This window comes from Syntrophomonas palmitatica JCM 14374, from assembly GCF_001311885.1.
Lineage (GTDB): Bacteria > Bacillota > Syntrophomonadia > Syntrophomonadales > Syntrophomonadaceae > Syntrophomonas_A > Syntrophomonas_A palmitatica.
In genome coordinates this window covers 71,832-96,429 of record NZ_BBCE01000011.1, presented here as the reverse complement: position 1 = coordinate 96,429, position 24,598 = coordinate 71,832, and the positions used below count along the sequence as shown (strand labels likewise).

Sequence of the window (24,598 nt, the reverse complement as noted above, 5' to 3'; positions counted from 1 at the left end):
GGTTATCGATGAAAAAGAAATTGATTGCAATTGTATTAGGTATGAGTATTCTTTTAATGCTCCCGGCGGCAGGTATGGCAAATAACAAGGATTCCAATCCGTCTGCCGGAGTAAAAAGCAAGATCTCACAACAGCTTAGAGTACAGCAGATTGAAAAGGTCGCAAAGGGAAAAAAACAGGAGATAAAAGCAAGGCTGCAGGTGAAAGACCAGGCACAAATTAAAAAACAAGCGGCCATACCTGGAACAATACAAGCGGTAAAAAAAATAGAAACAGGACTAGAAATCACCTTTAAGACGAAGGCTGGGAAAATAGTTGTTCTTAAGGCGGATAAAAATACAGTAATTTCCTTCAAAGGACGCCTGGGGCAATTACTGGCTGGAAAAGTTGAAGGCCTCAAGGCAGTAGTATTTTGCAACAAAGATAACAGCATTAAATGGATAAAGGTACTTCCGCCTGCAGCTGTGGGAGAAGCCGTATATGATGAGCAGATTCCAGAGATAGAACAGTAATCCCAGGACATCCTCGTGAAGATATTGCGTATTGTCAGGGACGGCATTAAGCCGTCCTGTGGCTTATGGTCATTATCCTGTGATATAATGCGCTTAGCTGTTTTGGGAGGGATTAATGTGAATAAATCCCGGCCTCAGGTAATGGAAGAATTAGCCTTGAAAGCCTGGAACAGGTACAAAAATGGTGATGCTGATGCTCTAAATGATGTCTATGAAGAGATTTTTCCATTCTGCATGAGAGTCGCCTCAAGGGTTTGCGGTCATTATCTTGATACAGGATCAGAAGAAAGCAGTACATCAAGGATTGCTTTATGGGAAGCTTTCGAAAAATATGAGCCGGCACGGGGAAATATCCTTCCTTTTATAGGCCAGGTAATCAGGACCAGGATAATGGATCAAAAACGCAAGGAAAAACGCAAAATAGTCTCTATTTCACTTTCAAGTGAGAGGTATCAACACCCCATAGACGATACAACCTGTGAAAACATTATTGAAGAACTGGCCCGCCAACAGGAAATTGAACAATTACAGGCTTTACTGAAAGTATATAATATAGATTTTCAAGAACTGGTGAAACAGAGCCCTAAGCAGGCAAAAACCCGCCGTGAAGCCAATAAAATCGCGAGATTAATCGCCGGAGACGAAGAACTGTTGCGATACTTACAGGCAAGAAAAAACCTGCCCGTAAAAGATCTGCAGCAGCGTTTTGGCAGCAGTGAAAAGCTCCTGGAACGTCATCGTAAATATATAATCGCACATACCCTGGTATTAATGCATGATTTTAGCGTAATTGGCAGCTATATTAATGAAGGGAGGGGAATCTGATGTCAGTTAAGAAAGGCATAGTTGTTGAATCAAAACCGGGATGGGCCATACTGCTTCTACCGGGTGGAGAATATAAAAAAATTAAGACCAATCGCCATATTGAGGTAGGACAACAATTTCTCCTGCGTGAAAATTCTTCCCTTCGTTACGGTGCAATAGCTGCTATTTTTATACTGGTTCTGTTTGGGGTTATAGATTTTTTCAGTGTTAAAGCATATGCCCGTCTGGAATCTGGTCTAGAGCTGGGGGTAAACCGCTGGGATCGGGTAGTGTCTGTAAATCCCCGGAATGAAAAAAGCTCCAGAGCGATTGAAGGCTTGCGATTGGCAGGGAAACCTATTGAAACCGCGGTGGGTATGGTGATGGATAAATCCCTGGCTAACAGCAATACTGCTGACGGACAAAAAGATGAGGTGGCTGTGGAGGTAATTGCCAAGGATAAAGACCAGCCGCAGATTGAAGAGCGGCTGCTCAATCGTATTGACCGCGAGATGACCAGAAGGATGAATAAAGAAAGCTTTGTGGAGAAGAAAGCCCAGTTCCAGATTACGAGGGATAACAAACGCATTTTACTGAAGTTGAAAAATAATAACCCAAATCAAGAGAATACCCAAATTGATGCCAGCAAACTTAAAGGACCGGTAAAACCGGTAAACCCTGTTGCTCCAAATATGTCATGGCCAAACCAGACACCGCAAGAGGGCTTGGCCGACAGCTCGGCTCCCAATCAGACGGTATTGCCGCGGCCCGATAAATTTGATACCCATGAGGAAATTAAAAATCGCTTGGAACAGCGCTGGCAGGAACGCAGGGAAGCGATTCAAGATCACCGGGAACAGGTTTTACAGCAATGGCAGCAGCAAAATGCCGAATCAAAAAATATACAGCAAAAAGCGGCTCCGGTTGATAATAGAAATAGAAATAAGCAGACAGAACAGGAAAACAAAAATGCAGATTTGATTGACAATGCTGCAGGGAATAAGGCGCCCTAATAAACATAATTTATTCAGGTGTTGAAGCCGAAGAAGACACTGTTTTATCAGCGTTTAAACTGGTTGATATTAATGGCATTAAATCATCAAGCTTATCAAGTAAACCTTTCCCGGTTAATGAATAAACGCTCAATTCGTTATCTTTGACAGCTACGATGGCAGCAGGGGTAATTTTGCCGACCGCGCCAGCCCCGCCTCCGGTGTTGGCTTTTTTAAAACGCGACAAACGCCCTGAACCATTTGCGGACCCGAAACTAATGCTTATCAAGGGAATTAAAGTGATATTCCCAATCTCAATAGGCTGGCCCACCACGGTTTCGGTATCAAACAGATTTTTAATTTGTTCAAAAATAGACGCAATATCCTGGTTGAGATCCATCGGTTGTGCTCCCGTACAGAAATTACAAATAAACTGGCTGTTCTTACCAATGTAAAGATAGCACAGATCCATTATAAATGCCAATTTATAAGCTATTTTTAAAAGCCCGTTAGATCAACGCGCTTTTGCACGCTTCTATCACGGGCTTTTTTAAGTATCTTAAAGTAAATAGTCTTACTTTTGATTTTTTAGTTCTTTACCTGAAAGCTGTCGGTAAATACTGTCAGCAATACCTAGATTGCCAGTTTTGCTGATGTTTTTAGCGTATTCATCGTATAGCATGGATTCAAATGTTTCTTCGGCAAAGCTTCTTGGGATTAAATCGCTGTGGATGATAGTTGAACGCATTACCTCAAACATCTTACTTAAAAAAACAGCTTCCAAATCCTGGCTGGCCTCGCGCAGCTGCTGCTCAGTTCTGTCAGCCTTGGTAGTTTCCAGTGAGTCTTCTGTTTTATCAGCTGCCCCTGCTTCTTGATTCTTCACATTATTCTGCAGCAGCTGCTGCTGTAATATAGCAGCAAAATCCTTCTGCCTGCTCTCGTTAGGCGGCAAAAGCAGAGACTGGCTGTCTATGGACGTTAATGGTAAATTATTACCTACCTTCATTTATTAATCATAATCCCCTTTATGAAGCAATACTATTCGGAATAATTGTGAATTAACAATTTAATCTGTATTAATATGGTCATATTATCTTATTACCGACGAAGATTAGTAGCTGTTTGCAGCATTTCGTCTGATGACTGAATGACTTTGGAATTAATCTCATAGGCTCGTTGCGCGGTAATAAGGGTAACCATTTCTTCAACGATTTGCACATTGGACATTTCGAGGTACCCGGATTGAATTGAAGTTTTATTATCCGCGGCTGAATCCCAGTCGACAGGATCGCCGGAATTGGGCGTAGCTGGTAGAGATTTTTACCTACTTTTTGCAGGCCGGCAGGATTCATAAATTTGGCTATTTCCAGTTTACCGGCTTCCTGTGGGGTATCATTACCTGGTACTTTGTAGGTTATGGTACCATCTTTGGCTATGTTAATATCATAAGCTCCGACGGCGGTTATTGGTGTAGCACCAGTATAAAGATTGCCGTCAGCAGTAGTGAAATTACCGGCGGCATCGATCTTTATAGCTCCGTCGCGGGTATACATGGTCTGATCACCAACAGTTATTTTAAAGAATCCGTCACCTTGAATAGCTACATCAAGCGGATTCTCAGTTTGCTGGAGATTACCCTGTTTAAAAATCGTGTTAATAGCGGAGGGCTTTACGCCTAAACCGACTTCCAGACCTACTGGTTCCATAGTGTTAGGACCGGATGCAGGGCGTTTGATGGTTTGATAAAGAAGATCCTGGAATTCAAGTCGCTGTTTTTTAAAACCGGCGGTGTTTACATTGGCCATGTTGTGGGCCAGTGTATCAACATTGAGTTGCTGGGCATACATACCCGTACTGGCAGTATAGAGAGACCTCATCATAACAGCAGTTCCTCCTTCAGAAACTATAAATGTCATAACGGCATTTCATTCGGTCCATGCCGTCCGGGCCTCTCCAAAGGAGTCCAGCCCAATTTAGATATCTTGCGCAAGATAGCTAATCATATAATATATCGTTTATTCACTAAATATCTTTAGCGAATTGATTATTTTGTACAAAATACCTTAATGTAAACTTTCCTATTAATAATACATATATTATTAAGACAAAGCTGCTCCAGCTGCGAGGAGGGGAATACAAATATGATTAAGATTTCGGATTTGCGGGCTAGAGATGTGGTAAACATTCTCGATGGTAAAAAACTGGGCAATATAATTGATATTGAACTTGATTTGGATAATGGTCGGGTATTGGGGTTGGTTCTTCCGGGGAAACTGAAGGGTTTTAGTATTTTTGCCAAACGTGAAGAGGTAAGCGTACCCTGGAACAAAATTGTGCGCATCGGCCGCGATGTTATTTTGGTGGAGGTTCCCGTAGTTAAAGAAATGGATGAATACCGCCGTAATTATTTATTAGACGGAGAGCACTTCTAAAACCTCTCCAGGCTTGAATACCAGACATCTATTGTTCATAATAAGGAAAAGACCAGGGTTTATTTGTCACTGCCAAGATAGGGAGGACAAGCTAATGCGCTGCCCGTATTGCCTGGAATTTGAAAGCCGGGTCGTGGACAGCCGTTCCAGTGAGGATGGCACAATAATCCGGCGCCGCCGCGAGTGCAATAGCTGTAAGCGGCGATTCACCACCTATGAACGCGTTGAAGAAAGACCGCTGCTGGTTATTAAAAAAAGCGGTATTCGTGAACAATTTAGCCGTGATAAACTGTTAAACGGTATTATGAGGGCTTGTGAAAAAAGACCGGTTAAAATGGAGGAAATCGAAAACATTATCGCTCGTATTGAACGAGACCTGCGGGACAAATATGACCGGGAGGTCAGCAGCAAAATTGTGGGTGAAAAACTGATGGACGAGCTGCAAGGCCTGGATGAAGTGGCTTATGTGCGTTTTGCTTCAGTTTACCGGCAGTTCACCGATATTAACAGCTTTATCAAAACTATTGAACAACTAAAGAGTAAATGATTAACCACAGATGGACCACATAGTGTTCATTATGCCCATTAATAGGGGTATTGCGGTGATAATAAAGATATGACGGTTCTATTTAGATACCAGTAACGGTCTTCACTAAATTAAATCTTTGAAAAACTATGGTAAATTGGGAGCTTATAAATTGCAGAAATGGCAATGGGAAGAACAGCAGGGTTTAAGATATATTACTATTCCGCATTGGCGGGAACAGGGTGCAGTAGCTTTGTTCAGCAGCCGGCAGGGCGGGGTAAGTGACAAGCCATATGACAGCTTGAACCTGGCTTTGCATGTGGGAGATGAAAAAACACGAGTGCTTGAGAATCGCAACCGCTTCCTGGGTCTATGCAACAGCAGTATTGACAAAATGGTAGGTTGTGAACAGGTACACGGCAATAGGGTTATGGTGGTGGGACCTGAATATACCGGCTGCGGTTCCGTCTCATTGGAAACCGCAGTAAAGGAATGTGATGCCCTGGTAACATCTAATCCTGGATTGGTATTGGGTACATTTTATGCCGATTGTATCCCTGTATTTTTTTTTCGATCCGGTAAAAAAAGTTGTAGGACTGGCTCACAGCGGCTGGAAGGGTACGATGCAAAGAACAGCCTGCGCCTGCCTGGAGACAATGATACAGGCATTTGACAGCTGTCCGCAGAAGGTGGAGGTATTTATTGGCCCAGGTATTGGCTCCTGTTGTTTTGAAATCAGCAGGGATTTAATAAGCCAGGTAAATAAAACATTTGGTAATTTCGATGATATAATAAACCAGAATGAAAATCATTGCACCTGGGATTTAAAAAAAACCAACCAGCTCATGTTGGTGCAAAAGGGTATAAGAACAGAAAATATTTATGATTGCCATCTATGCACCTCCTGTCATCCCGGAGATTTCTATTCATATCGCCGTGACCAGGGTATAACCGGCAGGATGGGAGCTTTTATATGCATAGAGAATTGAGGTGCTGCAATGCCCAATCCCAAGATTTTAGTGGTCGATGATGAAACCTATATTGTAGAGCTGGTAAAATTTAATCTGGAGAAAGAAGGTTACCGTGTTCTGGTTGCCTATGACGGGGTAAGCGCACTGGAAATGGTGCGGGCAGAATATCCGGATCTTATTCTCCTCGATATTATGCTGCCTAGTATAGACGGGCTGGAAGTTTGCCGCACCCTTAAACAAGAATCCTCAACCAGTTCCATTCCCATAATAATGCTGACGGCAAAAGGTGAGGAATTTGATACGGTTCTGGGTCTGGAGATGGGGGCGGACGATTATATTAAAAAACCGTTCAGCCCCCGTGAAATGGTGGCCCGAGTAAAAGCGCGCCTGCGCGCCTTGAAGATACTTGAAGCAGAGAAGGCTCTGGGCAATAAAAGTTTTGTAGTTAAGGACCTTATTGTGATACCCGAAAAATATGAAGCTTTTATGGGTGAAGATAAATTGGAATTAACCCCCAAAGAATTTGACCTGTTAAGCCTTATGGTTGCTCATCAGGGCAAAGTTTTCACCCGTGAAACTCTGCTGGAAAAGATATGGGGCTATGAGTTTTCTGGTGATACCCGCACAGTCGATGTGCATATTCGCCACCTGCGTCAGAAATTAAAGGATGATTCGAATTATCCCAACTATATTGAAACAGTCCGCGGAGTAGGCTACCGTTTTGTAGAAGGAAAATAACCGGCTATAGACCAGGAGGTTAACAATGCTGTCAGGCACTCAGGACTATCAACAAATGCAAACCATGATGTCCAGCATGATAGATGCTGTTTTGATTTGCGATATTCAAGGACGGATAATAATGGCAAATAAAGCAGCGGAAAATCTATTTTTAGTCCGTGAGGGAGGATTAGTCGGTAAAAGGCTGAATGAACTCGGCTATGAAAGCGAAATAGCCAATATGGTAGGCGAGGTTTTAGAACGTGGCAATGAAGTATTTATTGAAACCATTGTCAATCCTTCTCCTCAGGTTTACAGGGTACATGTATCGGCTATTAAGAACGAATTCAACATCATTGACGGTGCGATCGCCGTCTTTCACGATGTTACAGATGCCCGTAATTTCGCACAGATGCGTTCTGAATTTGTAGGCAATGTATCCCACGAATTGCGTACCCCCTTGACATCTATTAAGGGCTTTGTGGAGACCCTTCTGGATGGAGCTATGGAGAACAGCACCATATGCCGACGTTTTCTCAGTATAATAGATTCGGAAACTGACCGTTTGAGCCGCTTAATTGAGGACTTGCTGACATTGTCGGCTATCGAATCCAAGGAGAGAATAGTTCGTCCTCAACCGGTTTGCCTGGTGCGCTCCATTCGCGGGGTGATGAATATCCTGGGGCCGCAGATTAGCGAAAAATCACTGCATGTCGAATATGTTTATCCCGATGAACTCTCGCTGATTTTGGCTGATGAAGATTTACTGGGACAAGTTCTCATTAATCTGTTGGATAATGCTATAAAATATACCCCGCCAGGCGGCAATATTATGGTCCGTTCCCGTAAGAAAGACAGCCGGGTTATTACTACCATAACCGACACAGGTGTGGGGATTCCTCCCGAAAGTTTACCGCGGGTGTTTGAACGCTTCTACCGGGTAGATAAGGCTCGTTCCCGCAACCAGGGCGGAACCGGCCTCGGGTTATCCATAGTCAAACATATAGTGGAATCGCACGGGGGAGAGGTTTTTGTCGAAAGTGAAGTCGGACAGGGATCGACCTTCGGAGTCAGTTTCCTGGCGGTATAGGAATAAATGCCGACAAACGGATCTAATATGGTTGACACCGAAGGTTCATTAACCACACATGGAAACAGTAAACCATGAAAAATCTGCGAAAATTGGTGTTGAATCGTTGTTTGTGAGGTAGTTTGGGATGGATTTACGGCAGAATATTGCAGGTGTGCAGAACCGAATCGCAAAGGCCGCGGTGCGCAGCGGGCGTAAGCCTGAAGACATTACCCTGGTGGCGGTAAGTAAAACGGTGGACAGCGAAAAAGTAAGACAAGCCAGTTTGTTGGGATTAACTGATTTCGGAGAAAATCGTCCCCAGGCACTAAAAGCGAAGATAGAGGTTCTGCCGCATCTGCGATGGCATCTTATAGGACGGTTACAAACCAACAAAGTAAAGGATGTTGTAGGGCGGGCTTGTATGATTCATTCACTGGATCGTTGGAACTTGGCTGAAGAAATTAATAAACGCGGTCAGAATCTGGGCAAAACAATCCCGGTTTTATTAGAAGTAAATATAGCGGGTGAAGAAGAAAAAGCAGGACTTAAGCCAATTGATGTAGAAGTTTTTCTGGATGCAGTGTCCCAGCTCAAATATTTGCAGGTTTTGGGACTGATGACTATGGCGCCGCTGGTTGATAATCCCGAACAAACCCGGCCTGTATTTAGAGAATTGTATCAGCTCAGAAAGAGGTTTCTGAACAAAGACTATGAAAACGTTAATTTACTGCATCTTTCAATGGGAATGTCACAGGATTACGAAGTTGCCATAGAAGAAGGGGCCACAATAGTGCGTGTGGGAACCGCCATTTTTAGTGGAGATAACTAAAATACCGGCGGGTCTTATATTATAATGAATAGACAAGGAGGTATACTTGTATGGGCTGGTTCGCCAGAGTGTGGAACTGGTTGGGACTGGAGACGGAAGAAGTGGAAAGAGAGGAACTGGTATCTCTGCCACAAGGTTTGGAGGAATCCAGCCGTAAAATGGGGGCCAGTGTGGTTAGCCTGCACACAAGCAAGTCAATCAAGGTTGTAGTCTGTGAACCGGTCAGCTTTGAAGAGGTTCAGACCCTGGGAGATCATCTCAAGGCTCGCAAACAAGTTATACTTAATTTTGAGAACACGGATGCAGAAGTTACCCGCAGGATATTTGACTTTATCAGCGGCACTACTTATGCCCTTGAGGGAAGCTGCCATCAACTGGGGAAACACATTTATGTATTTGCCCCCAGTAATGTTGAAGTAGCCAGGGATCATCGCAGCCTGATGCGGCGCAACAACAAAAGCAGTTTTCTCGGGGGTGAACAATAGTGGGCCGCAGTCTTGGGGTATTAGGATGCGGCAAAATGGCGCGCGCTATTTTAACCGGATTAAATCGTCACCCTGGGATTTTTGATAGTATAAACCTTTATGACATTCAAAAAAGCAGTTCTGAACAATTTGCCCGTGATTTTGGAGCCAGGGTTTGCAATCCTCCGGAACTGGTAAAAGTTAGCGATGTAGTTCTGGTAGCGGTAAAACCTTATCAGGTAGAATGCCTTTTGCGAGACATTGCTGCCGCATGGCAGCTTGACAAGCTGTTGATTTCAGTGGCTGCCGGCATAAAGACTTCCAGTATGGAAAAAATCTTGCTGCAGGGAGCGAAGGTAGTCAGGGTTATGCCCAATACGCCTGCATTAGTTGGAAAAGGAATGTCAGCGATTTGTTGTGGTCAAGCTGCTAAACCCAGTGACTCTGATTTAGTTCTCGATATTTTTAATACTATAGGCAAAGCCGTACTTGTCGATGAGAAGTATATGGATGCTGTTACTGCTGTTTCTGGAAGCGGTCCGGCGTATGTATTTATGGTAGTGGAAGCAATGATTAATGCGGCAGTTTATACGGGATTAGATCTTAACCTGGCTCGTGAATTGGTTTTGCAAACTATGCAGGGAAGCCTGGCTATGATAGAAGAGACCGGTTTTCATCCCGCAAAATTACGTGAGGATGTATGCTCTCCAGGAGGAACTACCATCGCCGCTGTCAGAAAGCTGGAGGATAATGGCTTAAGAACAGCATTTTTTGCAGCCATTGAGGCAGCCTGGTTAAAATCCAAAGAACTAGGCCGTGACTAAATTTGGGAGGCAGGATAATAACGATGGCATCTTTTAGTTTTGGCGGAATTGTCTATATGGCCCTGGAAATTCTGAAGTGGCTCATCGTTGTGCGTTGTTTGCTTTCCTTTATCAGACATGATCCCTATAAACCGGTGATTAAATTTATTTATGATGTTACTGAACCGGTTATGGCCCCTTTTCGAAGAATAGTGCCTGCAGCTGGCGGGATTGATTTTTCACCCATACTGGTATTTTTTATTATCCAGGCGGTGCAGAGCCTTGCAGCCAGTATCATCAGATTTTAGCCTTTATAAGGCGTAAGGCCTGAGGGGTTAAGGTAAAATAATAACACCTCACGTTTTGCGCCTTATATTTTTGTTTAATTTTGCAGTTTTTTATGGTCAGAGCTTTTTTTTCAATATAAAATCAGGGAGTTTTAGTAATGATCAAAGCAGAAATCGAACTGTTGGCGCCAGCCGGCAAATGGGATGTAATGGTTGCGGCGGTAGCTGCTGGAGCTGATGCGGTATATCTTGGCGGCAAACGGTTTAATATGCGTATGCTGCGCCCGGAATATAATTTTTCCGATTCTGAACTGCGCGATGCATGCGAATACCTGCATCAAAGGAGCAAAAAACTTTATATTACGGTCAATAATCTCTACTATCAAGCAGAATTGGAAGAACTGCAAGATTATCTGGTATTCATTAATGATATTGGCGCGGATGCAGTAATTATTCAAGACCTGGCTATAGCTCAACTGCATAAGGAGCTTAACTTGCAGATACCTATTCATGCCAGTGTTCAAATGGGCATAGCTAATGGTGCAGCGGCTGCATTGCTTGAAGAATGGGGATTTTCCCGAGCTATTTTATCTAAAAATCTTTCTTTACAAGAAATAAAAGATATTCATCATTCAACCAGGCTCAGTATAGAATATTTTGCGCATGGCGATCTCTGTGTGTCCCATGCCGGTCAGTGTTACATGAGCAGTTTTATGGCAGGAGAGAGCGGTAACCGGGGGCGTTGTTTAAAGCCCTGCCGTTGGCCGTACAGCGTAGCTAATGGTATTCCCGCCGGAGAAATGAAGTATTATCTTGCTCATAATGACCTCTGTCTGGTCAACCATATACAGGACTTGATTGAGGCAGGGGTGGCATCCTTTAAAATTGAAGGAAGAATGCGCGGGGCCGAATATATTGCCCATCTCATAACCTGCTACCGCGAAGCGCTAGATAATGCCATTAACAAACAGGGTGAAGGCGCTCTAGCAGCACACAGCCGCCTGGAAGAAAATAAAATACGGGATTTTTGCACCGGCAATCTTTATGGCAGACCGGAGATAGACGCTATAGGCCTAAGTGGAGCAAGAGAACCTGTTTTCATTAGCACTGCGCTGAGGTTGGAACGCCTTAAGACAGATGATTTTGAGCACCGCCCTATAACATTAGAAAAATCGGGGCAGCTAAGTGTAAAACTGCATGATCCCCGTGTTATACCAGAACTGCTAAGCCCGGAATTAGAAACAGTAATTATGGAATGGGAAGGGATCAGGCAGTTAAAGGGTCAGAAATCGTTTGGCAGAATACAAGAAGCTGCCCGGCAACTGGAAGGTCTTAATACAGGACTTGTGGTTGAACTCCCCAGGATAGTGGCCCAAAACGATCTGCCAGATATTCGCATTGCTTTAGAGAACATAAGAGGAATTAATGTATTGGCTGTAATGGTTAATGATTATGGCAGTTTAAAATTGGCCAGAGACTATGGATATAACATATGGGGAGGATACGGCTTAAACCTGAGTAATACCGCAGCCGCAGGTTTTTTATTGAATAATGGCTTAAAACGACTGACTATATCGCCGGAACTGGATGCCGGCAGGATTAAAGACATATTAAATTGTCAATCCCCGGTTGAACTCGAAATGATGGTTCATGGGCCCTGTGCGGTATGATAACCGACCTGTGCCTGGCCCGGGTTTTATCTGAGGAGGATCAGGAAAGCTGCGGAAGCAAATGCTTGAACGATCATTATAAATTGCAGGATGAATTCGCTCAAAACTATAAGATATTCACAGATGAAAAGTGCCGCAATTATATTTTCTACCCTTATGATCTATGTTTGCTTCCATATTTGAATGAATTGCTGCAAAATGGAATCAATCATTTCAGATTGGAGTGTCAATACTACCCTGCGGAAAAGCTTATAGAGGTTTTCAAAATATACCGGCAAGCCTTGCGGGACGCTCAAAACCCAACAGGCGGCCAGGCAGATAACTTTAACCGCCTCCTTAGATTATCCCCGGAAGGTTTGGCTGCAGTGCCATGGATACACAAAAGCAAAGCAGGGATTTGATACGAGTGATATTTATAATTAAGAATGGGGAGGGTACGTGGTGATTACGGCAGTGGAGATTCGCAACCAGCAGTTCGGGAAATCGCTTCGTGGCTATGACAGTAATGAAGTGAACAATTTTCTTCTCCAGGTAGCCCAAGATTACGAGAAATTATACAGCGAAAATGCCACTCTGCGTGATAATATGCAGAGACTGGAGTACGAACTGCAGAAATATCGAAAACTAGAGGAAACTATGAATAACAGCCTGATCCTGGCGCAGCAGACCGCGGAAGATGTTAAAAGCAATGCACGCCGGGAAGCAGCCATAATAATGGAAGAATCTAAAAGAAGGATTGCTGAAGTGTTCAGTTTATACCAGGATTTAATCAAAAGATTGGGGGTTTTCAGTGCGGATTTAAAGGGACAGTTACTCGGCCAGATGGAGATTGTGGAAAAAAACCAACGTAAAATGGAAGAACTTTCGGCCTTTTTCTTTAGCAAAGACCTTAAGGAACTGATGGAGAAACTAGAAGCCTCCACAGTGGGAGAGCAATGCTCAGAATAACTGAAACCGGCAACACTTTGAAAATTGAAGTTAAGGTTCAGCCGCGCGCTTCCCGCAATCAGGTAGTGGGGGAACATGATGGGGCTTTAAAAATAAAATTAGCGGCGCCTCCAGTGGAAGGGGAGGCCAACCGCGCCCTGCTGGATTTTCTGGCTGATGTACTTAAGCTGCCGAAAAAAAATATTACCCTCCTCAAAGGCGATAGCTCTCGTCACAAACTGCTTGAGATTTACGGTATGGATAAGAATACATTCCTTAACATAATTTCAAACCTCATTTCTTAATTACCACTCCAGTATACTATTTGCTTGCCGGATTCGTCTTTATGCACCTGTCCTTCGGTTACAAGAGCCTGCAGGTAAGCCAAAGTCTCTGCCAGGAAAAGACGCTTAATATGTATATACTGATTATCTGGAAAGGCCCGGTTGGACAGGCCCCAGGCTGTAGTCGGCGAAGTAAGTGCGGATAAGACCTTTTCCTTGCGGCGTTCATGATGTTGTTTAATAATGTGTAAACGTTCTGCAAAATTTTCAAATAGCTTGCCATGTCCCGGGATACAATAATGAATTTTCAGGCTGGCCAGGTTGTCCAGAACCTTAATGTGTTCCGTCATTGGGTCATATATTTTCATGTGGGGCCAGTCGCTTAAATGCAGGATCGTATGGGGAACTACATTATCGCCTGTAAATAAAATACCGTCCTTTTCATTAAATAAAATGATATGTCCATCGGTATGACCGGGAAGTCGCATCACCTGGTAATTGTCCTCGCCCAGCTGCAGATTATTATCTTTTTGCCAGGGGGTTAATTGCGGATAAGGACGGATCATGCTGTCAATGCTGTTCATATCTGTAGTAAGGTCATGGATTAGATCGTCAGTCCAGCCAGCCCTAATACAATCGTTTCGAATCATGGTAAAATAATCATCACTGATTATAAAACGGTGGTAGGTGTTGAAATCTTCAGGAGGCAGGTAAACCGGCACTTCACATTTTTGTTGCAGCCAACCCGCCAATCCTAGATGGTCATGATGGTAATGGGTAAGATAGATGCCCTTAATCATTTTATAATTAATCCCAATCTCTGCAAGAGCAAGGTTCCATTGTTCCCGGTTCACTTCCAGATTGACTCCGCAATCAATTACAATCCAGCCATCTGGAGACTCTGCTAAAAAAGCATTGGTTTCTTTAAGCGGAAAAGGCATAAAGGTCTTAATGATATATATGTTCTTAAACTGAATGAGATGGCCGTTTCCCCATATATCTCTGATCTCCATGTATACTCCCCCCATAAAAATTATAACATGGAGTTATATTGAGTGAGTAATATAGTAACAACTATGTTAATAACAGAGCTAAATCTGTTCTACCGTGGGTTCTTTTGGTTTACGGGTCAATATGGAGATTAACATAGATCCCAATATAAGTGCGGCTCCACCCAGCGCCCTGTAAGTAAATGATTCTCCTGCCCAGATATAGGCTACTACAGCCGCAAAAACCGGCTCAGTAGTTAAAACAATTGCAAAGCGTGTGGGGGTGCTGTATTTTTGCAGGGCATTTTGCATCAGAAATGCCAGAGAAGTGGCGAAAACAGAGGTGACCAGCAGGTCTCCGCCCAGACGGGCGCTGATATGACCAGGCCATGGCTCGCTGCTTAACCCAACAATTAAAGACATTATGCCCACGAATAAAATCTGCACAGCAGTAATAGCCACAGCATTGTGGTGATGAGAAAACCGGTCCACACAAACGATATGAAAAGCGAACCCGAAAGCGGACAAGAGCACCAGAAAGTCTCCGTATGAAAGACGCAGTGAGTTAGAAGGGAATGATAAGAAGAACAGCCCGGCCAGGGCAGCAAGTACTGTAAGTATGGTTTTTAATTCCGGCAGGGTTCTTTGGAAAATGGTATATATTATCGGGACTAATACCACGTTAATACCAGATATAAAACCAGCATTGGAAGCAGTCGTATATTTTAAACCTACGGTCTGAAAAACATAGCCGGCCAACAAAAATATTCCCAATAAACAACCATAGGAAACCGTTGTAATTCGGATTATTTTCATACTATGCCAGGCCAGAGCAGCCAGAATAATGAAAGCCAGCAGGAAACGCAGGCCCAGAAATAGAAAAGGCCCGATTTCATAGAGAGCATCTTTTACCATCACAAAGCTTGCTCCCCATATAAAGGCAATTACGAACATAACCAATTCGGCCCGTGTTCTGGTGCTGACGGTATTCACCTCCCTGCGGCCCCTGAAGAAACAAACCTCCCTAGATTGCAATACCTCTCATTATTTATGCCCATCTTATTATTACCGTGGCCAATGATAACAATTCAATCAAACACCTCCAGAGCTTGTGCCAAAGATTCAATCGTGGTTCAATATTAACCATGGAGAAAAAATCAACCCGAACCGAAAAAATATTATCTTACCTGCAGGAAGAGTATCCGGACGCGGACACCAGGCTGAATTTTGCCAATACCTTTGAACTGCTGGTAGCGGTAGTATTATCCGCGCAAAGCAATGATGACCAGGTCAATAAGGCAACCCCACAATTGTTTAAGATGTATGGAACTCCAGATAAAATGGCTAAGGCCTCTCAGGAGGAATTAGAAGAATTGATACGTGGGGTAGGTTTATACCGCAATAAGGCGCGCCATTTGCTGGAAATGGCTTCAGTTCTGGCAGAGGATTATCAAGGCGAAGTTCCGGCTAATTTTGAGGATTTATTAAAACTGCCCGGAGTGGGAAGAAAAAGCGCCAATGTAATTATGACCGTAGGTTTCGATAAACCAGGATTGGGGGTTGACACTCACGTGCAGCGGGTAGCATACCGTCTGGGCCTGGTATCCGACCACAATCCAGCTCATACGGAGGCTGCTCTGAAAGAACAAATCGCTCCAGCGCAATGGGGGAAGGCACATCACCTCTTAATAGCTCACGGCCGGCAGGTTTGCAAAGCCCGTAAACCAAATTGCGGGATTTGTATTTTAAACGATATTTGCGAACAAAACATGGATTGAAGTATAGATGGAATCCTGTTCTGAACGCATATAATTAATAACCAAATCGCTGCTGAATTATAGTATGGGCAATAAATAAGGTGCGGTTAAAGTTTGACCGCACCCTGATAGACTCTAGAACTAATTAATAATTGCTATTCATGTATAACTAGAAATTGAAGGCCCGAACCCGGTTTTGTATCTTCTCGGTGTTCTGGTTTAATCTTTCAATTTCCTCAATCATTATGGCCAGGGAATGTTCCTGGCGATCAGCCAGCGCGCTGACTTCTTTTGAATTAGCCGCTGTTTCCAGAGTAATAGCGGCTACGTGTTTGACCCGGTTAACAAGTTCTTCTGTGGAAGCAGACATCTCTTCGGTAGCTGCCGAAATTTCCTGAATCTCATCATTTATCTTATTTACGCAGCCGACAATAGTAGCAAAAATTTTACTGGTGGCATTAATGGCTTCGGCTTGTTCCTGGTAAGCGTTCTTGGTATTGGTCATATCGTTTACAACTTCATGAGTATTGGCCTGCATCTGTTTTATGAGACTGGCTATTTCCTGGGCTGATAGGGCTGATTGTTCAGCCAGCTTTCTGACTTCTTCAGCTACAACCGCAAAACCTTTGCCGTGTTCACCAGCCCTGGCGGCTTCTATAGCCGCATTCAGCGCTAAAAGGTTGGTTTGATCAGCTATTGAACCGATTACTTCAACAATCTGTTCGATTTTGGATGAATTGCTGTCAAGCAGTTCTACCGCTTCACTGACCGCTTCAATAGCTTGATATGAGGCTTCCATTTTAGCATTCTGTATCTGGACGGCTTTGACACCTTCTTGGATGGCATTTTGTGTATTGACGGACAGTTCAACACTGTTTTGGGTGTTATCAGCAACAGTAGTAATAACTTCAGCCAGATTAACAATCATCTCGGTTATAGCGTTGGTAGAATCAGACTGACTATCTGCTCCGGCTGAAATCTGGCTGGTAGAATAAACCACATCCTGAGCGGCCGCGCCGGTTTCCTGTGATAAAGCCAGCAAAGTCTGTGAAGAAGCCACTACCATTTCACTTACATCATTGGTCTGGGTAATTAATTCCCTGAGCCTTGAGGTCATAGTATTAAGGCTGGCAGCAATCTCTGCCATGTAGCCATCGGTTATACCTGATATTTGCTGCGTTAAATCACCATCAGCCACTTTACGGGCGAATTCGGCCATTGTGAGTGAAGGATCTACGAACTCCTTCATATTCTGGCTGGAAGAATATAAGCCAATAAAACAACCACCAATTCCCGCCAAAATACAACAGAAAATAACCGGGTTAAATTGGGGACATTTTAACACACCAATCCCGATTATTACGCCGAGAATCGCTGCTCCAAAACCAGAACGAAAAACTACCTTTAAAACCATACCTCTTTTCTTGCTGTCATTGTTGGTCTCCAAATCAGTTCCCCCTAAAATTATCTCTCTCTAAATATTGTTCAATTGGATATTCGGCAAAAAAATTGGTTTTCCTGCCAAATAGCAAATTAGTGGTATATATTAACTATTATAGTATATGTAATAACCTGATAGGGTAGAATTAGAGTCAGAAATCAAGTAAGAATCAGTGTTTCACATTAAACCCTGTGATAAAATATAAAAGATTTTGGAACAATAATGAAACAAATTTTTAAAAACGATGAACGGGACAGTAGTTTTAATAAAGCAGGATCAGAGAGTCCGGGGAAGCTGGAAACCGGGCGCTGCTGTTAAAATGAAGATCACCCTGGAGTTATTCCTTCCGAATCATGCTTGCAAAGCAGTGTAGGGGGGAACGTTACTCACGTTAAAGAGTCCAAGTGATTCCTGCGCTTGCGGGGATTATTAGGGTGGTACCGCGGAAGAATACCTTTCGTCCCTGGGGATGGAAGGTATTAATTTTTTATTTTATCGAAAGGCGGTTTTCGTAATGGCAAAAGGCAAATATGACGCCAGTATCAATCTTCCTCAAACAGAATTTCCCATGCGGGCAAATCTGCCCACCAGGGAACCTGAAATTCTGAAATTTTGGGATGAAATCAATATATACCAACAAATTCAAAATAAAAATAAAGGGCGGGAAAAATTCATATTACATGATGGACCTCCCTATGCTAATGGCGATATTCATCTGGGCCATACACTTAATAAAGTATTAAAGGATATTATTGTAAAACAAAGGTCTATGGCCGGTTATGATTCCCCATATGTACCAGGTTGGGATACCCATGGACTGCCCATTGAGCAGCAGGCTATTAAGAGTCTGGGGATAGACCGTCATCGCACTGATGTTCTGGAGTTTCGCAAACATTGCAAAGAATATGCCCTGAAATATGTAAACACCCAGCGGGAACAGTTCCGCCGCCTGGGTGTACGCGGAGACTGGGAACATCCATATCTCACTTTGAATCCTCAGTTTGAGGCGATTCAGATCAAGGTTTTCGGAGAAATGGCCCGCAAAGGGTACATATATAAAGGGCTGAAACCCGTATACTGGTGTGCTGATTGTGAAACCGCACTAGCGGAAGCTGAAGTTGAATACAATGATAAAACTTCGCCTTCAATATATGTAAAATTTAAGGTCAAGGACGGCAAAGGACTCTTGCCGGATGATGCGTTTGTTATCATTTGGACCACAACTCCCTGGACCCTGCCGGCTAATACGGCTATCTGTGTTCATCCTGAATACGATTATGTATTGCTGGAAGCGGGAACGGAAAAATATGTGGCGGCCAAAGGATTACTGGAAACCGTAGCTTCCGCCCTGGGCTGGAACGAATATAAAATCATTGCTGAGTTTAAGGGCAAAACCTTGGAAAGAGCTGTTTGCCGGCATCCCTTTTTTGAACGTGATTCTCTCATAATATTGGGCGAGCATGTAACCCTGGACGCAGGCACCGGATGTGTGCATACCGCTCCCGGTCATGGCGAAGATGACTTTTATGTAGGAAAAGAATACGATCTGGAAGTAATTTCACCGGTAGATGACCGTGGCCGGTTCACTTCACAGGCTGGCCAGTTTGAGGGATTATATGTCCATGACGCTAATAAAGATGTAATCGCTGAACTGGAAAAGAGGAATGCGCTTCTGAAAGCCAGCAAGGTGGAACATCAATACCCTCACTGCTGGAGATGTAAAAATCCTATTATTTTCCGCGCAACTGAACAATGGTTTGCCTCTGTAGATGGTTTCAGACAGAATGCACTGGAAGAAATCGATAAGGTTCGCTGGATTCCTTCCTGGGGAAGAGACCGCATCTATAACATGGTTCGCGATCGCGGCGACTGGTGTATTTCACGGCAGAGGACCTGGGGTGTTCCCATTCCCATATTCTATTGTGAATCCTGTGGACAAACGCTGGTCAATGAACAGACCATTACCAGGATAAGCGAACTTTTTGCGGAACATGGCTCAGATATCTGGTTTGCCGAACCGGCGGCGCACCTGCTTCCGGAAGGAGCAAAATGTGAAAACTGCGGCAGCAGCGATTTTCGAAAGGAAACCGACATCATGGATGTTTGGTTTGATTCAGGGTCCAGCCACATGGCGGTACTGGAGAGTTATTCCGAACTGAGGTGGCCTGCGGATTTATACCTGGAGGGCAGTGACCAGCACCGGGGTTGGTTTAACTCCTCATTATCGACTGCGGTGGCTGTGCGCGGCCAAGCACCGTATCGTCAGGTACTAACCCATGGTTTTCTGGTTGACGAACAGGGTTACAAAATGTCCAAATCTCTGGGCAATGTGGTTGATCCTTTAAAGATGATTAACGAAATGGGGGCTGATATACTCAGGCTCTGGGTGGCTTCCGCAGATTATCGCAATGATGTTTCAGTATCAAATAACATAATTCGTCAGAGTGCCGAGGCCTATCGTAAAATTAGAAACACTTGCCGCTTCATACTCGGGAACCTGTATGATTTTGACCCGGAAAGAGACCGTATGGAATATGCCCAGCTTACAGAATTGGATAAGTGGGCCTTGCTCAAACTAGATAAATTGGTGAGACGGGTAAGCAAAGCCTATGACGAATATGAATTTCATGTAGTTTTTCATTCCGTGCATAATTTCTGCACGATTGACCTAAGTACCATCTACTTTGATATTCTGAAAGATAAACTGTATTGTTCATTGCCCCAGGATCCGGAACGTAGGGCCGCTCAGAATGTACTCTACGATATCATCAATGCGTTGGCGACCATACTGGCTCCAGTCCTGGCCTTCACCACTGAGGAAGTCTGGAGGTATTTAAGGAGAGATACAGACCCTGTCAGTGTGCAGCTTCTTGATTGGCCAAAGGTTCACGATGATTATTTGAATGATGAACTTGAGACGCGCATGAACCAGGTATTGGCCCTGCGCGAGGTCGTAACCAAGTCTCTGGAAGAAGCTCGCGGCCGCAAGGCAATTGGCCATTCTCTGGGAGCCCGTGTTGAGATATATGCTGATGATAAGTGGATGGGAATACTAAACAAGACTCCGAATATGGATAAAATATTAATTGTATCAGCTTTAGAAATAAAAGATGCTAAAAACAGGCCTGCTGATGCTACCAGTCTCGAAGGCGTAGACGGGGTCTGGGTTAAAGTCGCTGCCGCCTCAGGGGAAAAATGTGAACGCTGCTGGATAATCGATACTTCAGTAGGCGAAAACCACCAGCACCCTACACTGTGTAAACGCTGCAGCACCGTGGTGGAGCAATTATAAATAAATAATCAGCCACAGATGAATACTGATTGTCTGCTCAACTATTGCTGTTGACTCATAAATGCAGCGAAAACTTAATAGTTCAGTGTTCTCTGCGTCTAATTATCACTTTAAGGAGGGGCCTATGGAAGATGGTAAAAGGGTTATAATTACCGTCCTGGGTTATGATAAAATTGGGATTATCGCTAATATATCTGCGATACTTGCGAACACGCGCAGTAATATCTTAGATATAAGTCAGACCATACTGCAGGGCTTTTTCACTATGGTAATGGTAGTGGATATGACAGACTCCACGGTTGATGTAGCTGAATTGCGCAGGCTGCTTACGGAAAAAGGTCAGGAAATGGAAATGGAGATAACAGTTCAGCATGAGGATATTTTTAAATTCATGCACCGGGTTTGAGGTGGGATATGTCTTTTAACTTAAGTAAAGACGAAATATTTGAAACCGTACGTATGGTTCAGGCTGAAAACCTGGACATTAGAACCATTACTATGGGAATAAATATATTAGATTGCCGGGGAGGAAATGGCGAGGAAACCGGTCGTAAAGTCCGTGATAAGATTGTGAATTATGCCCATAATCTGGTTGAAGTTGGCGAGGATATAGAAAAAGAATATGGCATTCCGATTATAAACAAACGTATTGCTGTAACTCCCGCAGCTATGATTGCTGATGGCCTGTCGATTAACGATACCATTACCGTTGCCCGGTATCTGGATCGGGCTGCCCAGGAAGTGGGTGTAAATTTCCTGGGGGGATTTTCAGCCTGGTGCATAAGGGATTTACGGGGGGAGATCGGGCAGTAATCAACGCAATTCCCGAAGCTCTAGCCTGTACCGAGAGAGTATGCGCATCTGTAAACCTGGCCACGACCAAGTCTGGTATCAATATGGACGCTGTATATGATATGGGGCATATTATCAAAAAGACGGCAGAGCTTACCGCCGAGCATGATGGTCTGGGATGCGCGCGTTTAGTGGTATTCTGCAATGCTGTAGAGGATAATCCCTTTATGGCGGGAGCTTTTCACGGTCCCGGAGAACCCGAATGTACGATTAACATTGGTATCAGCGGTCCGGGAGTGGTTGCCAATGTAGTGCGCGCCAACCCTGATTTGGATCTGGGGGGGCTGGCTCATATCATTAAGAATACTGCTTTTAAAATTACCCGCAGCGGGGAATTGGTCGGACGGGTAGCATCACGGAGATTGGGGGTGCCTTTCGGAATAATTGATCTTTCCCTCGCGCCTACCCCGGCTATTGGGGATAGTGTCGCCGACATTCTGGAAGCTATGGGGCTGGAAAGGGTAGGGGCACACGGCAGCACGGCCGCTCTGGCTATGTTAAATGATGCCGTAAAAAAGGCGGAGCCATGGCTTCCTCATATGTGGGAGGATTATCCGGAGCATTTATTCCTGTTAGTGAAGATGCCGGCATGATAGAAGCAGCCCGGTTGGGGGCACTGACTATAGATAAACTGGAGGCTATGACCTGCGTATGTTCAGTGGGCCTGGACATGATCGCTATTCCCGGTGACACGCCTGCCGAAATAATTTCCGCTATAATAGCTGATGAAGCGGCTATAGGCATGATAAACCGTAAAACCACTGCCATACGCATAATTCCGGCACCCGGAAAAAAGGAAGGAGATCAGGTGGAATTCGGCGGACTGCTGGGCCGGGCTCCGGTGATGAGAGTCAATCCTAATTCGCCAGCCCGGTTTATAAACCGCAAGGGCCGTATCCCCGCCCCTATACATTCGTTAAACAACTAATAAATAATAGCCATAGATTATTAACACATATTATCTGGATAATATGACGGTTCCTAGCTGTATCATTTGGCTTGGGAGCGTCATAGTTGCTTTCAGGAGTATTTAAGTTTGTGGGCCGGGAATAATATGAAAAATATATAATGATGAGGTGTGGATTTGGAACAATTGCAGAAATTAATGGATAAGAAAAAACAGATTGAAGAAGTCATCCGCGGGAAACGTGATTTGGTGATGGATACTTATATGGAAGTGGGCGGCGAATTGTCAGCTTACGACCAGCATCCTGCCGATGCTGCCAGTGAACTGTATGAAAGAGAAAAACAACATGGGATACTAGAATTAATGGAATATGAACTGGAAAAGGTTAATGATGCCCTGGAAAGATATAATAAAGGAAAATATGGCGTGTGCGAATCCTGCGGACAACATATTGAACCCAGACGCCTGGAACGTTTGATTAATACCACATTATGTGCAAATTGTGCGAAAGAGCATAAGAATTATTATATACGTCCCTCTGAGGAAGATATTATATCACCGGGAAAGGTTTTTGGACAGGCAAATGATACCGAACTGGCTGGATATGACTTTTATGATCAAAAAAATGACGGAGCCTGGGACTGAATCTGCCATATTTTACAATCACCTGTTTGCCTAAACCACCAATCCGGTATATTATGTACATGACGGAGGTTTTACGGAAGGAGCAAACAGTTTGAAAATCGGTGTTTTTACTGATAGTTACAAACCTTATACCAGCGGCGTAGTTACATCAATTATGACTTTTAAAGATGAACTGGCTCAATTGGGCCATCAGATATATATTTTTGCCCCTACTTATCCCAATTTCCGTGATAAGGAACATGGAGTCTACCGTTACTATTCGGTTCCGGCCCCTACTAATAAGGATTACAGCCTGGCTATACCTGTTAATCCAGGTATAAACAACCAGGTTAAAAGGTTAAAGCTGGATATTATCCATGTGCATTCACCGTTTACCATGGGCAGAGTAGGACTGCATTTTGCGAGAAAGTACGACCTTCCTCTAGTTTTCACCTATCATACCCTTTATGACCAGTATGTTCACTATGTACCGGTAGCCCAGGATTTGGCCCGAGATGTAACCATAAAGTACAGCAGTCATTTCTGCAACCGCTGCAGCCATATAATTGCCCCCAGCAAAGAAGTTGAAGAAAGGCTCAGGTCATATAGAATCAGTACACCGATTTCTATAATTCCTACCGGAGTTCCGGTTAGCCTATTTAAAAAAGGTGATTCGCAATGGCTGCGGAAAAACTACGACATTCCTGAGAAAAATCGCATCCTGCTTTTTGTTGGTCGTTTAACTCGGGAAAAAAATCTTGAGTTTCTGCTTGATGCTTTCAGTAAGGTTAAGAACAACCGGCCTGATACATCTCTGGTATTAACCGCCCAGGGTCCTCTAGAAGGAGAACTGAAAAAACATGCCCAGCAGCTCGGGTTATCTCTAGGCCGTGATGTAATCTTTACCGGGGCCATACCCTATGAGAAGCTGGCCAATGTATATCATTCCGCCGACCTTTTTGTATTTGCATCGGTTACCGAAACCCAGGGGCTGGTTCTGGTGGAGGCTATGGCTGCAGGTCTCCCGGTGGTAGCTATTAGGGCCAACGGAGTACAGGATATGGTTGATGACGGCATAAACGGATATCTTACTGAGCTTGATATAGGTGAATTTGCCGAGGCGATCCTGGATATCATGGGGGACAAAGACAAGTACAAATGGTTCAGCGCCAATGCTCTGCGTAAAGCCGACAGCTTATCATCATTAAATATGGCCCGCAAACAGGAAAAGGTCTATGAACAGCTGTACAACAGCAGCTATCAGCGCCGCCGTCGTTTACGGGAACTTACCAGCTGGCCGGGGTAAATTGACACATATTAAACTGACGCTGAATGGCCTTAACGGATTGACCCGGACTTCACAGGCTGTTATGTTTGCCCCTGATTTGTTTGAATTTAGTGTAAATCATAATATTTCAGCATTCTGCGTTCATAAATAAAATG

General features: G+C 44.0%; 26 protein-coding genes, 2 pseudogenes and 1 other annotated feature. Of the genes and pseudogenes, 22 read left to right on the top strand and 6 right to left on the bottom strand.

Going from position 1 to position 24,598, the window contains the following annotated elements; genetic code table 11:
• From JCM14374_RS07925 to JCM14374_RS07915, 3 genes are all read left to right on the top strand, one after another.
• Positions 1–512: hypothetical protein (locus JCM14374_RS07925; protein ID WP_207641606.1), on the top strand; the 512-nt coding region annotated here is incomplete at its 5' end.
• A 117-nt stretch (positions 513–629) separates the two neighbouring features.
• A complete protein-coding gene (locus tag JCM14374_RS07920) occupies positions 630–1,337 on the top strand; it encodes a sigma factor (RefSeq protein ID WP_054695764.1) in 708 nt (235 codons plus the stop codon).
• The gene (locus JCM14374_RS07915) at positions 1,337–2,329 is read left to right on the top strand and encodes an anti-sigma-I factor RsgI family protein (protein ID WP_054695761.1); all 993 of its coding nucleotides are present in this window, start codon (positions 1,337–1,339) and stop codon (positions 2,327–2,329) included. The genes JCM14374_RS07920 and JCM14374_RS07915 overlap by 1 nt, the downstream gene beginning before the upstream one ends.
• 10 nt (positions 2,330–2,339) lie before the next feature.
• Here the strand turns inward: JCM14374_RS07915 and JCM14374_RS07910 are convergent, their stop codons facing one another.
• From JCM14374_RS07910 to JCM14374_RS15960, 3 genes are all read right to left on the bottom strand, one after another.
• Positions 2,340–2,708, bottom strand: a complete 369-nt coding sequence (locus tag JCM14374_RS07910) for a GerW family sporulation protein (protein WP_054695758.1) — start codon at positions 2,706–2,708, stop codon at positions 2,340–2,342.
• Positions 2,709–2,882: 174 nt separating this feature from the next.
• Complete coding sequence (locus tag JCM14374_RS07905; RefSeq protein ID WP_054695755.1) at positions 2,883–3,317, bottom strand: rod-binding protein; 435 nt, start codon at positions 3,315–3,317, stop codon at positions 2,883–2,885.
• A gap of 79 nt (positions 3,318–3,396) precedes the next feature.
• Positions 3,397–4,191, bottom strand: a complete 795-nt coding sequence (locus JCM14374_RS15960; protein ID WP_439646070.1) for a flagellar hook-basal body protein — start codon at positions 4,189–4,191, stop codon at positions 3,397–3,399.
• 261 nt (positions 4,192–4,452) lie between these two features.
• Between JCM14374_RS15960 and JCM14374_RS07895 the strand changes: the two genes are divergently transcribed.
• From JCM14374_RS07895 to JCM14374_RS07830, 13 genes and pseudogenes are all read left to right on the top strand, one after another.
• Entirely contained in the window at positions 4,453–4,743 is a 291-nt protein-coding gene (locus JCM14374_RS07895) for a YlmC/YmxH family sporulation protein (protein ID WP_054695752.1), read from the top strand.
• 94 nt (positions 4,744–4,837) lie between these two features.
• Positions 4,838–5,290, top strand: a complete 453-nt coding sequence (nrdR, locus tag JCM14374_RS07890) for a transcriptional regulator NrdR (protein WP_054695750.1) — start codon at positions 4,838–4,840, stop codon at positions 5,288–5,290.
• Between the two features lie 151 nt (positions 5,291–5,441).
• The gene (locus tag JCM14374_RS07885; RefSeq protein WP_054695747.1) at positions 5,442–5,942 is read left to right on the top strand and encodes a purine nucleoside phosphorylase YfiH/LACC1 family protein; all 501 of its coding nucleotides are present in this window, start codon (positions 5,442–5,444) and stop codon (positions 5,940–5,942) included.
• On the top strand, positions 5,893–6,258 hold the full coding sequence (locus JCM14374_RS07880) for a laccase domain-containing protein (protein ID WP_207641607.1): 366 nt from the start codon (positions 5,893–5,895) through the stop codon (positions 6,256–6,258). The genes JCM14374_RS07885 and JCM14374_RS07880 overlap by 50 nt, the downstream gene beginning before the upstream one ends.
• A 9-nt stretch (positions 6,259–6,267) precedes the next feature.
• Positions 6,268–6,978, top strand: coding sequence for a response regulator (locus tag JCM14374_RS07875; RefSeq protein WP_054695741.1), 711 nt, complete (start codon positions 6,268–6,270; stop codon positions 6,976–6,978).
• A gap of 25 nt (positions 6,979–7,003) precedes the next feature.
• Complete coding sequence (locus tag JCM14374_RS07870) at positions 7,004–8,047, top strand: ATP-binding protein (protein WP_054695738.1); 1,044 nt, start codon at positions 7,004–7,006, stop codon at positions 8,045–8,047.
• Positions 8,048–8,174: 127 nt separating this feature from the next.
• Positions 8,175–8,858, top strand: a complete 684-nt coding sequence (locus JCM14374_RS07865; RefSeq protein WP_054695735.1) for a YggS family pyridoxal phosphate-dependent enzyme — start codon at positions 8,175–8,177, stop codon at positions 8,856–8,858.
• Between the two features lie 50 nt (positions 8,859–8,908).
• Positions 8,909–9,343: a cell division protein SepF gene (locus tag JCM14374_RS07860; protein ID WP_054695732.1), complete on the top strand. Its 435-nt coding sequence runs from the start codon at positions 8,909–8,911 to the stop codon at positions 9,341–9,343.
• A complete protein-coding gene (proC, locus tag JCM14374_RS07855) occupies positions 9,343–10,146 on the top strand; it encodes a pyrroline-5-carboxylate reductase (RefSeq protein ID WP_054695728.1) in 804 nt (267 codons plus the stop codon). The genes JCM14374_RS07860 and proC overlap by 1 nt, the downstream gene beginning before the upstream one ends.
• Positions 10,147–10,169: 23 nt before the next feature.
• Positions 10,170–10,433 (top strand): YggT family protein, encoded by a 264-nt coding sequence (locus tag JCM14374_RS07850; RefSeq protein ID WP_054695725.1) that lies wholly within the window; start codon positions 10,170–10,172, stop codon positions 10,431–10,433.
• A 137-nt stretch (positions 10,434–10,570) separates the two neighbouring features.
• Positions 10,571–12,483, top strand: a pseudogene (locus JCM14374_RS07845) (peptidase U32 family protein).
• Between the two features lie 40 nt (positions 12,484–12,523).
• The gene (locus tag JCM14374_RS07835) at positions 12,524–13,030 is read left to right on the top strand and encodes a DivIVA domain-containing protein (protein ID WP_054695716.1); all 507 of its coding nucleotides are present in this window, start codon (positions 12,524–12,526) and stop codon (positions 13,028–13,030) included.
• Complete coding sequence (locus JCM14374_RS07830) at positions 13,018–13,314, top strand: DUF167 domain-containing protein (protein ID WP_054695713.1); 297 nt, start codon at positions 13,018–13,020, stop codon at positions 13,312–13,314. Before JCM14374_RS07835 ends, JCM14374_RS07830 begins: the two co-directional genes overlap by 13 nt.
• Here JCM14374_RS07830 and JCM14374_RS07825 read toward each other — a convergent pair.
• Together JCM14374_RS07825 and JCM14374_RS07820 are read right to left on the bottom strand one after the other, a co-directional pair.
• On the bottom strand, positions 13,311–14,306 hold the full coding sequence (locus JCM14374_RS07825) for an MBL fold metallo-hydrolase (protein ID WP_054695710.1): 996 nt from the start codon (positions 14,304–14,306) through the stop codon (positions 13,311–13,313). The genes JCM14374_RS07830 and JCM14374_RS07825 overlap by 4 nt on opposite strands.
• Positions 14,307–14,384: 78 nt before the next feature.
• Positions 14,385–15,275 carry a DMT family transporter gene (locus tag JCM14374_RS07820; RefSeq protein ID WP_054695707.1) on the bottom strand — a complete coding sequence of 297 codons (891 nt, stop codon included), beginning with the start codon at positions 15,273–15,275 and terminating at the stop codon, positions 14,385–14,387.
• Between the two features lie 152 nt (positions 15,276–15,427).
• Here JCM14374_RS07820 and nth point away from each other — a divergent pair, with 152 nt between their 5' ends.
• On the top strand, positions 15,428–16,060 hold the full coding sequence (gene nth, locus JCM14374_RS07815; RefSeq protein ID WP_054695704.1) for an endonuclease III: 633 nt from the start codon (positions 15,428–15,430) through the stop codon (positions 16,058–16,060).
• Positions 16,061–16,208: 148 nt separating this feature from the next.
• Here the strand turns inward: nth and JCM14374_RS07810 are convergent, their stop codons facing one another.
• Positions 16,209–17,486 carry a methyl-accepting chemotaxis protein gene (locus tag JCM14374_RS07810; RefSeq protein ID WP_054695701.1) on the bottom strand — a complete coding sequence of 426 codons (1,278 nt, stop codon included), beginning with the start codon at positions 17,484–17,486 and terminating at the stop codon, positions 16,209–16,211.
• Between the two features lie 229 nt (positions 17,487–17,715).
• Positions 17,716–17,948 (top strand) — a binding site (T-box leader).
• A 46-nt stretch (positions 17,949–17,994) separates the two neighbouring features.
• Here JCM14374_RS07810 and ileS point away from each other — a divergent pair.
• The 5 genes and pseudogenes from ileS (at position 17,995) to JCM14374_RS07785 (ending at position 24,461) form a co-directional block, all read left to right on the top strand.
• Positions 17,995–20,772, top strand: a complete 2,778-nt coding sequence (gene ileS / locus JCM14374_RS07805; RefSeq protein WP_054695784.1) for an isoleucine--tRNA ligase — start codon at positions 17,995–17,997, stop codon at positions 20,770–20,772.
• A 124-nt stretch (positions 20,773–20,896) separates the two neighbouring features.
• A complete protein-coding gene (locus JCM14374_RS07800) occupies positions 20,897–21,178 on the top strand; it encodes an ACT domain-containing protein (RefSeq protein WP_054695699.1) in 282 nt (93 codons plus the stop codon).
• An 8-nt stretch (positions 21,179–21,186) separates the two neighbouring features.
• Positions 21,187–22,552, top strand: a pseudogene (locus JCM14374_RS07795) (PFL family protein).
• 150 nt (positions 22,553–22,702) lie between these two features.
• A complete protein-coding gene (locus tag JCM14374_RS07790) occupies positions 22,703–23,176 on the top strand; it encodes a TraR/DksA C4-type zinc finger protein (protein WP_157049026.1) in 474 nt (157 codons plus the stop codon).
• 91 nt (positions 23,177–23,267) lie between these two features.
• Entirely contained in the window at positions 23,268–24,461 is a 1,194-nt protein-coding gene (locus tag JCM14374_RS07785; RefSeq protein ID WP_054695694.1) for a glycosyltransferase family 4 protein, read from the top strand.
• Positions 24,462–24,598: the final 137 nt, after the last annotated feature.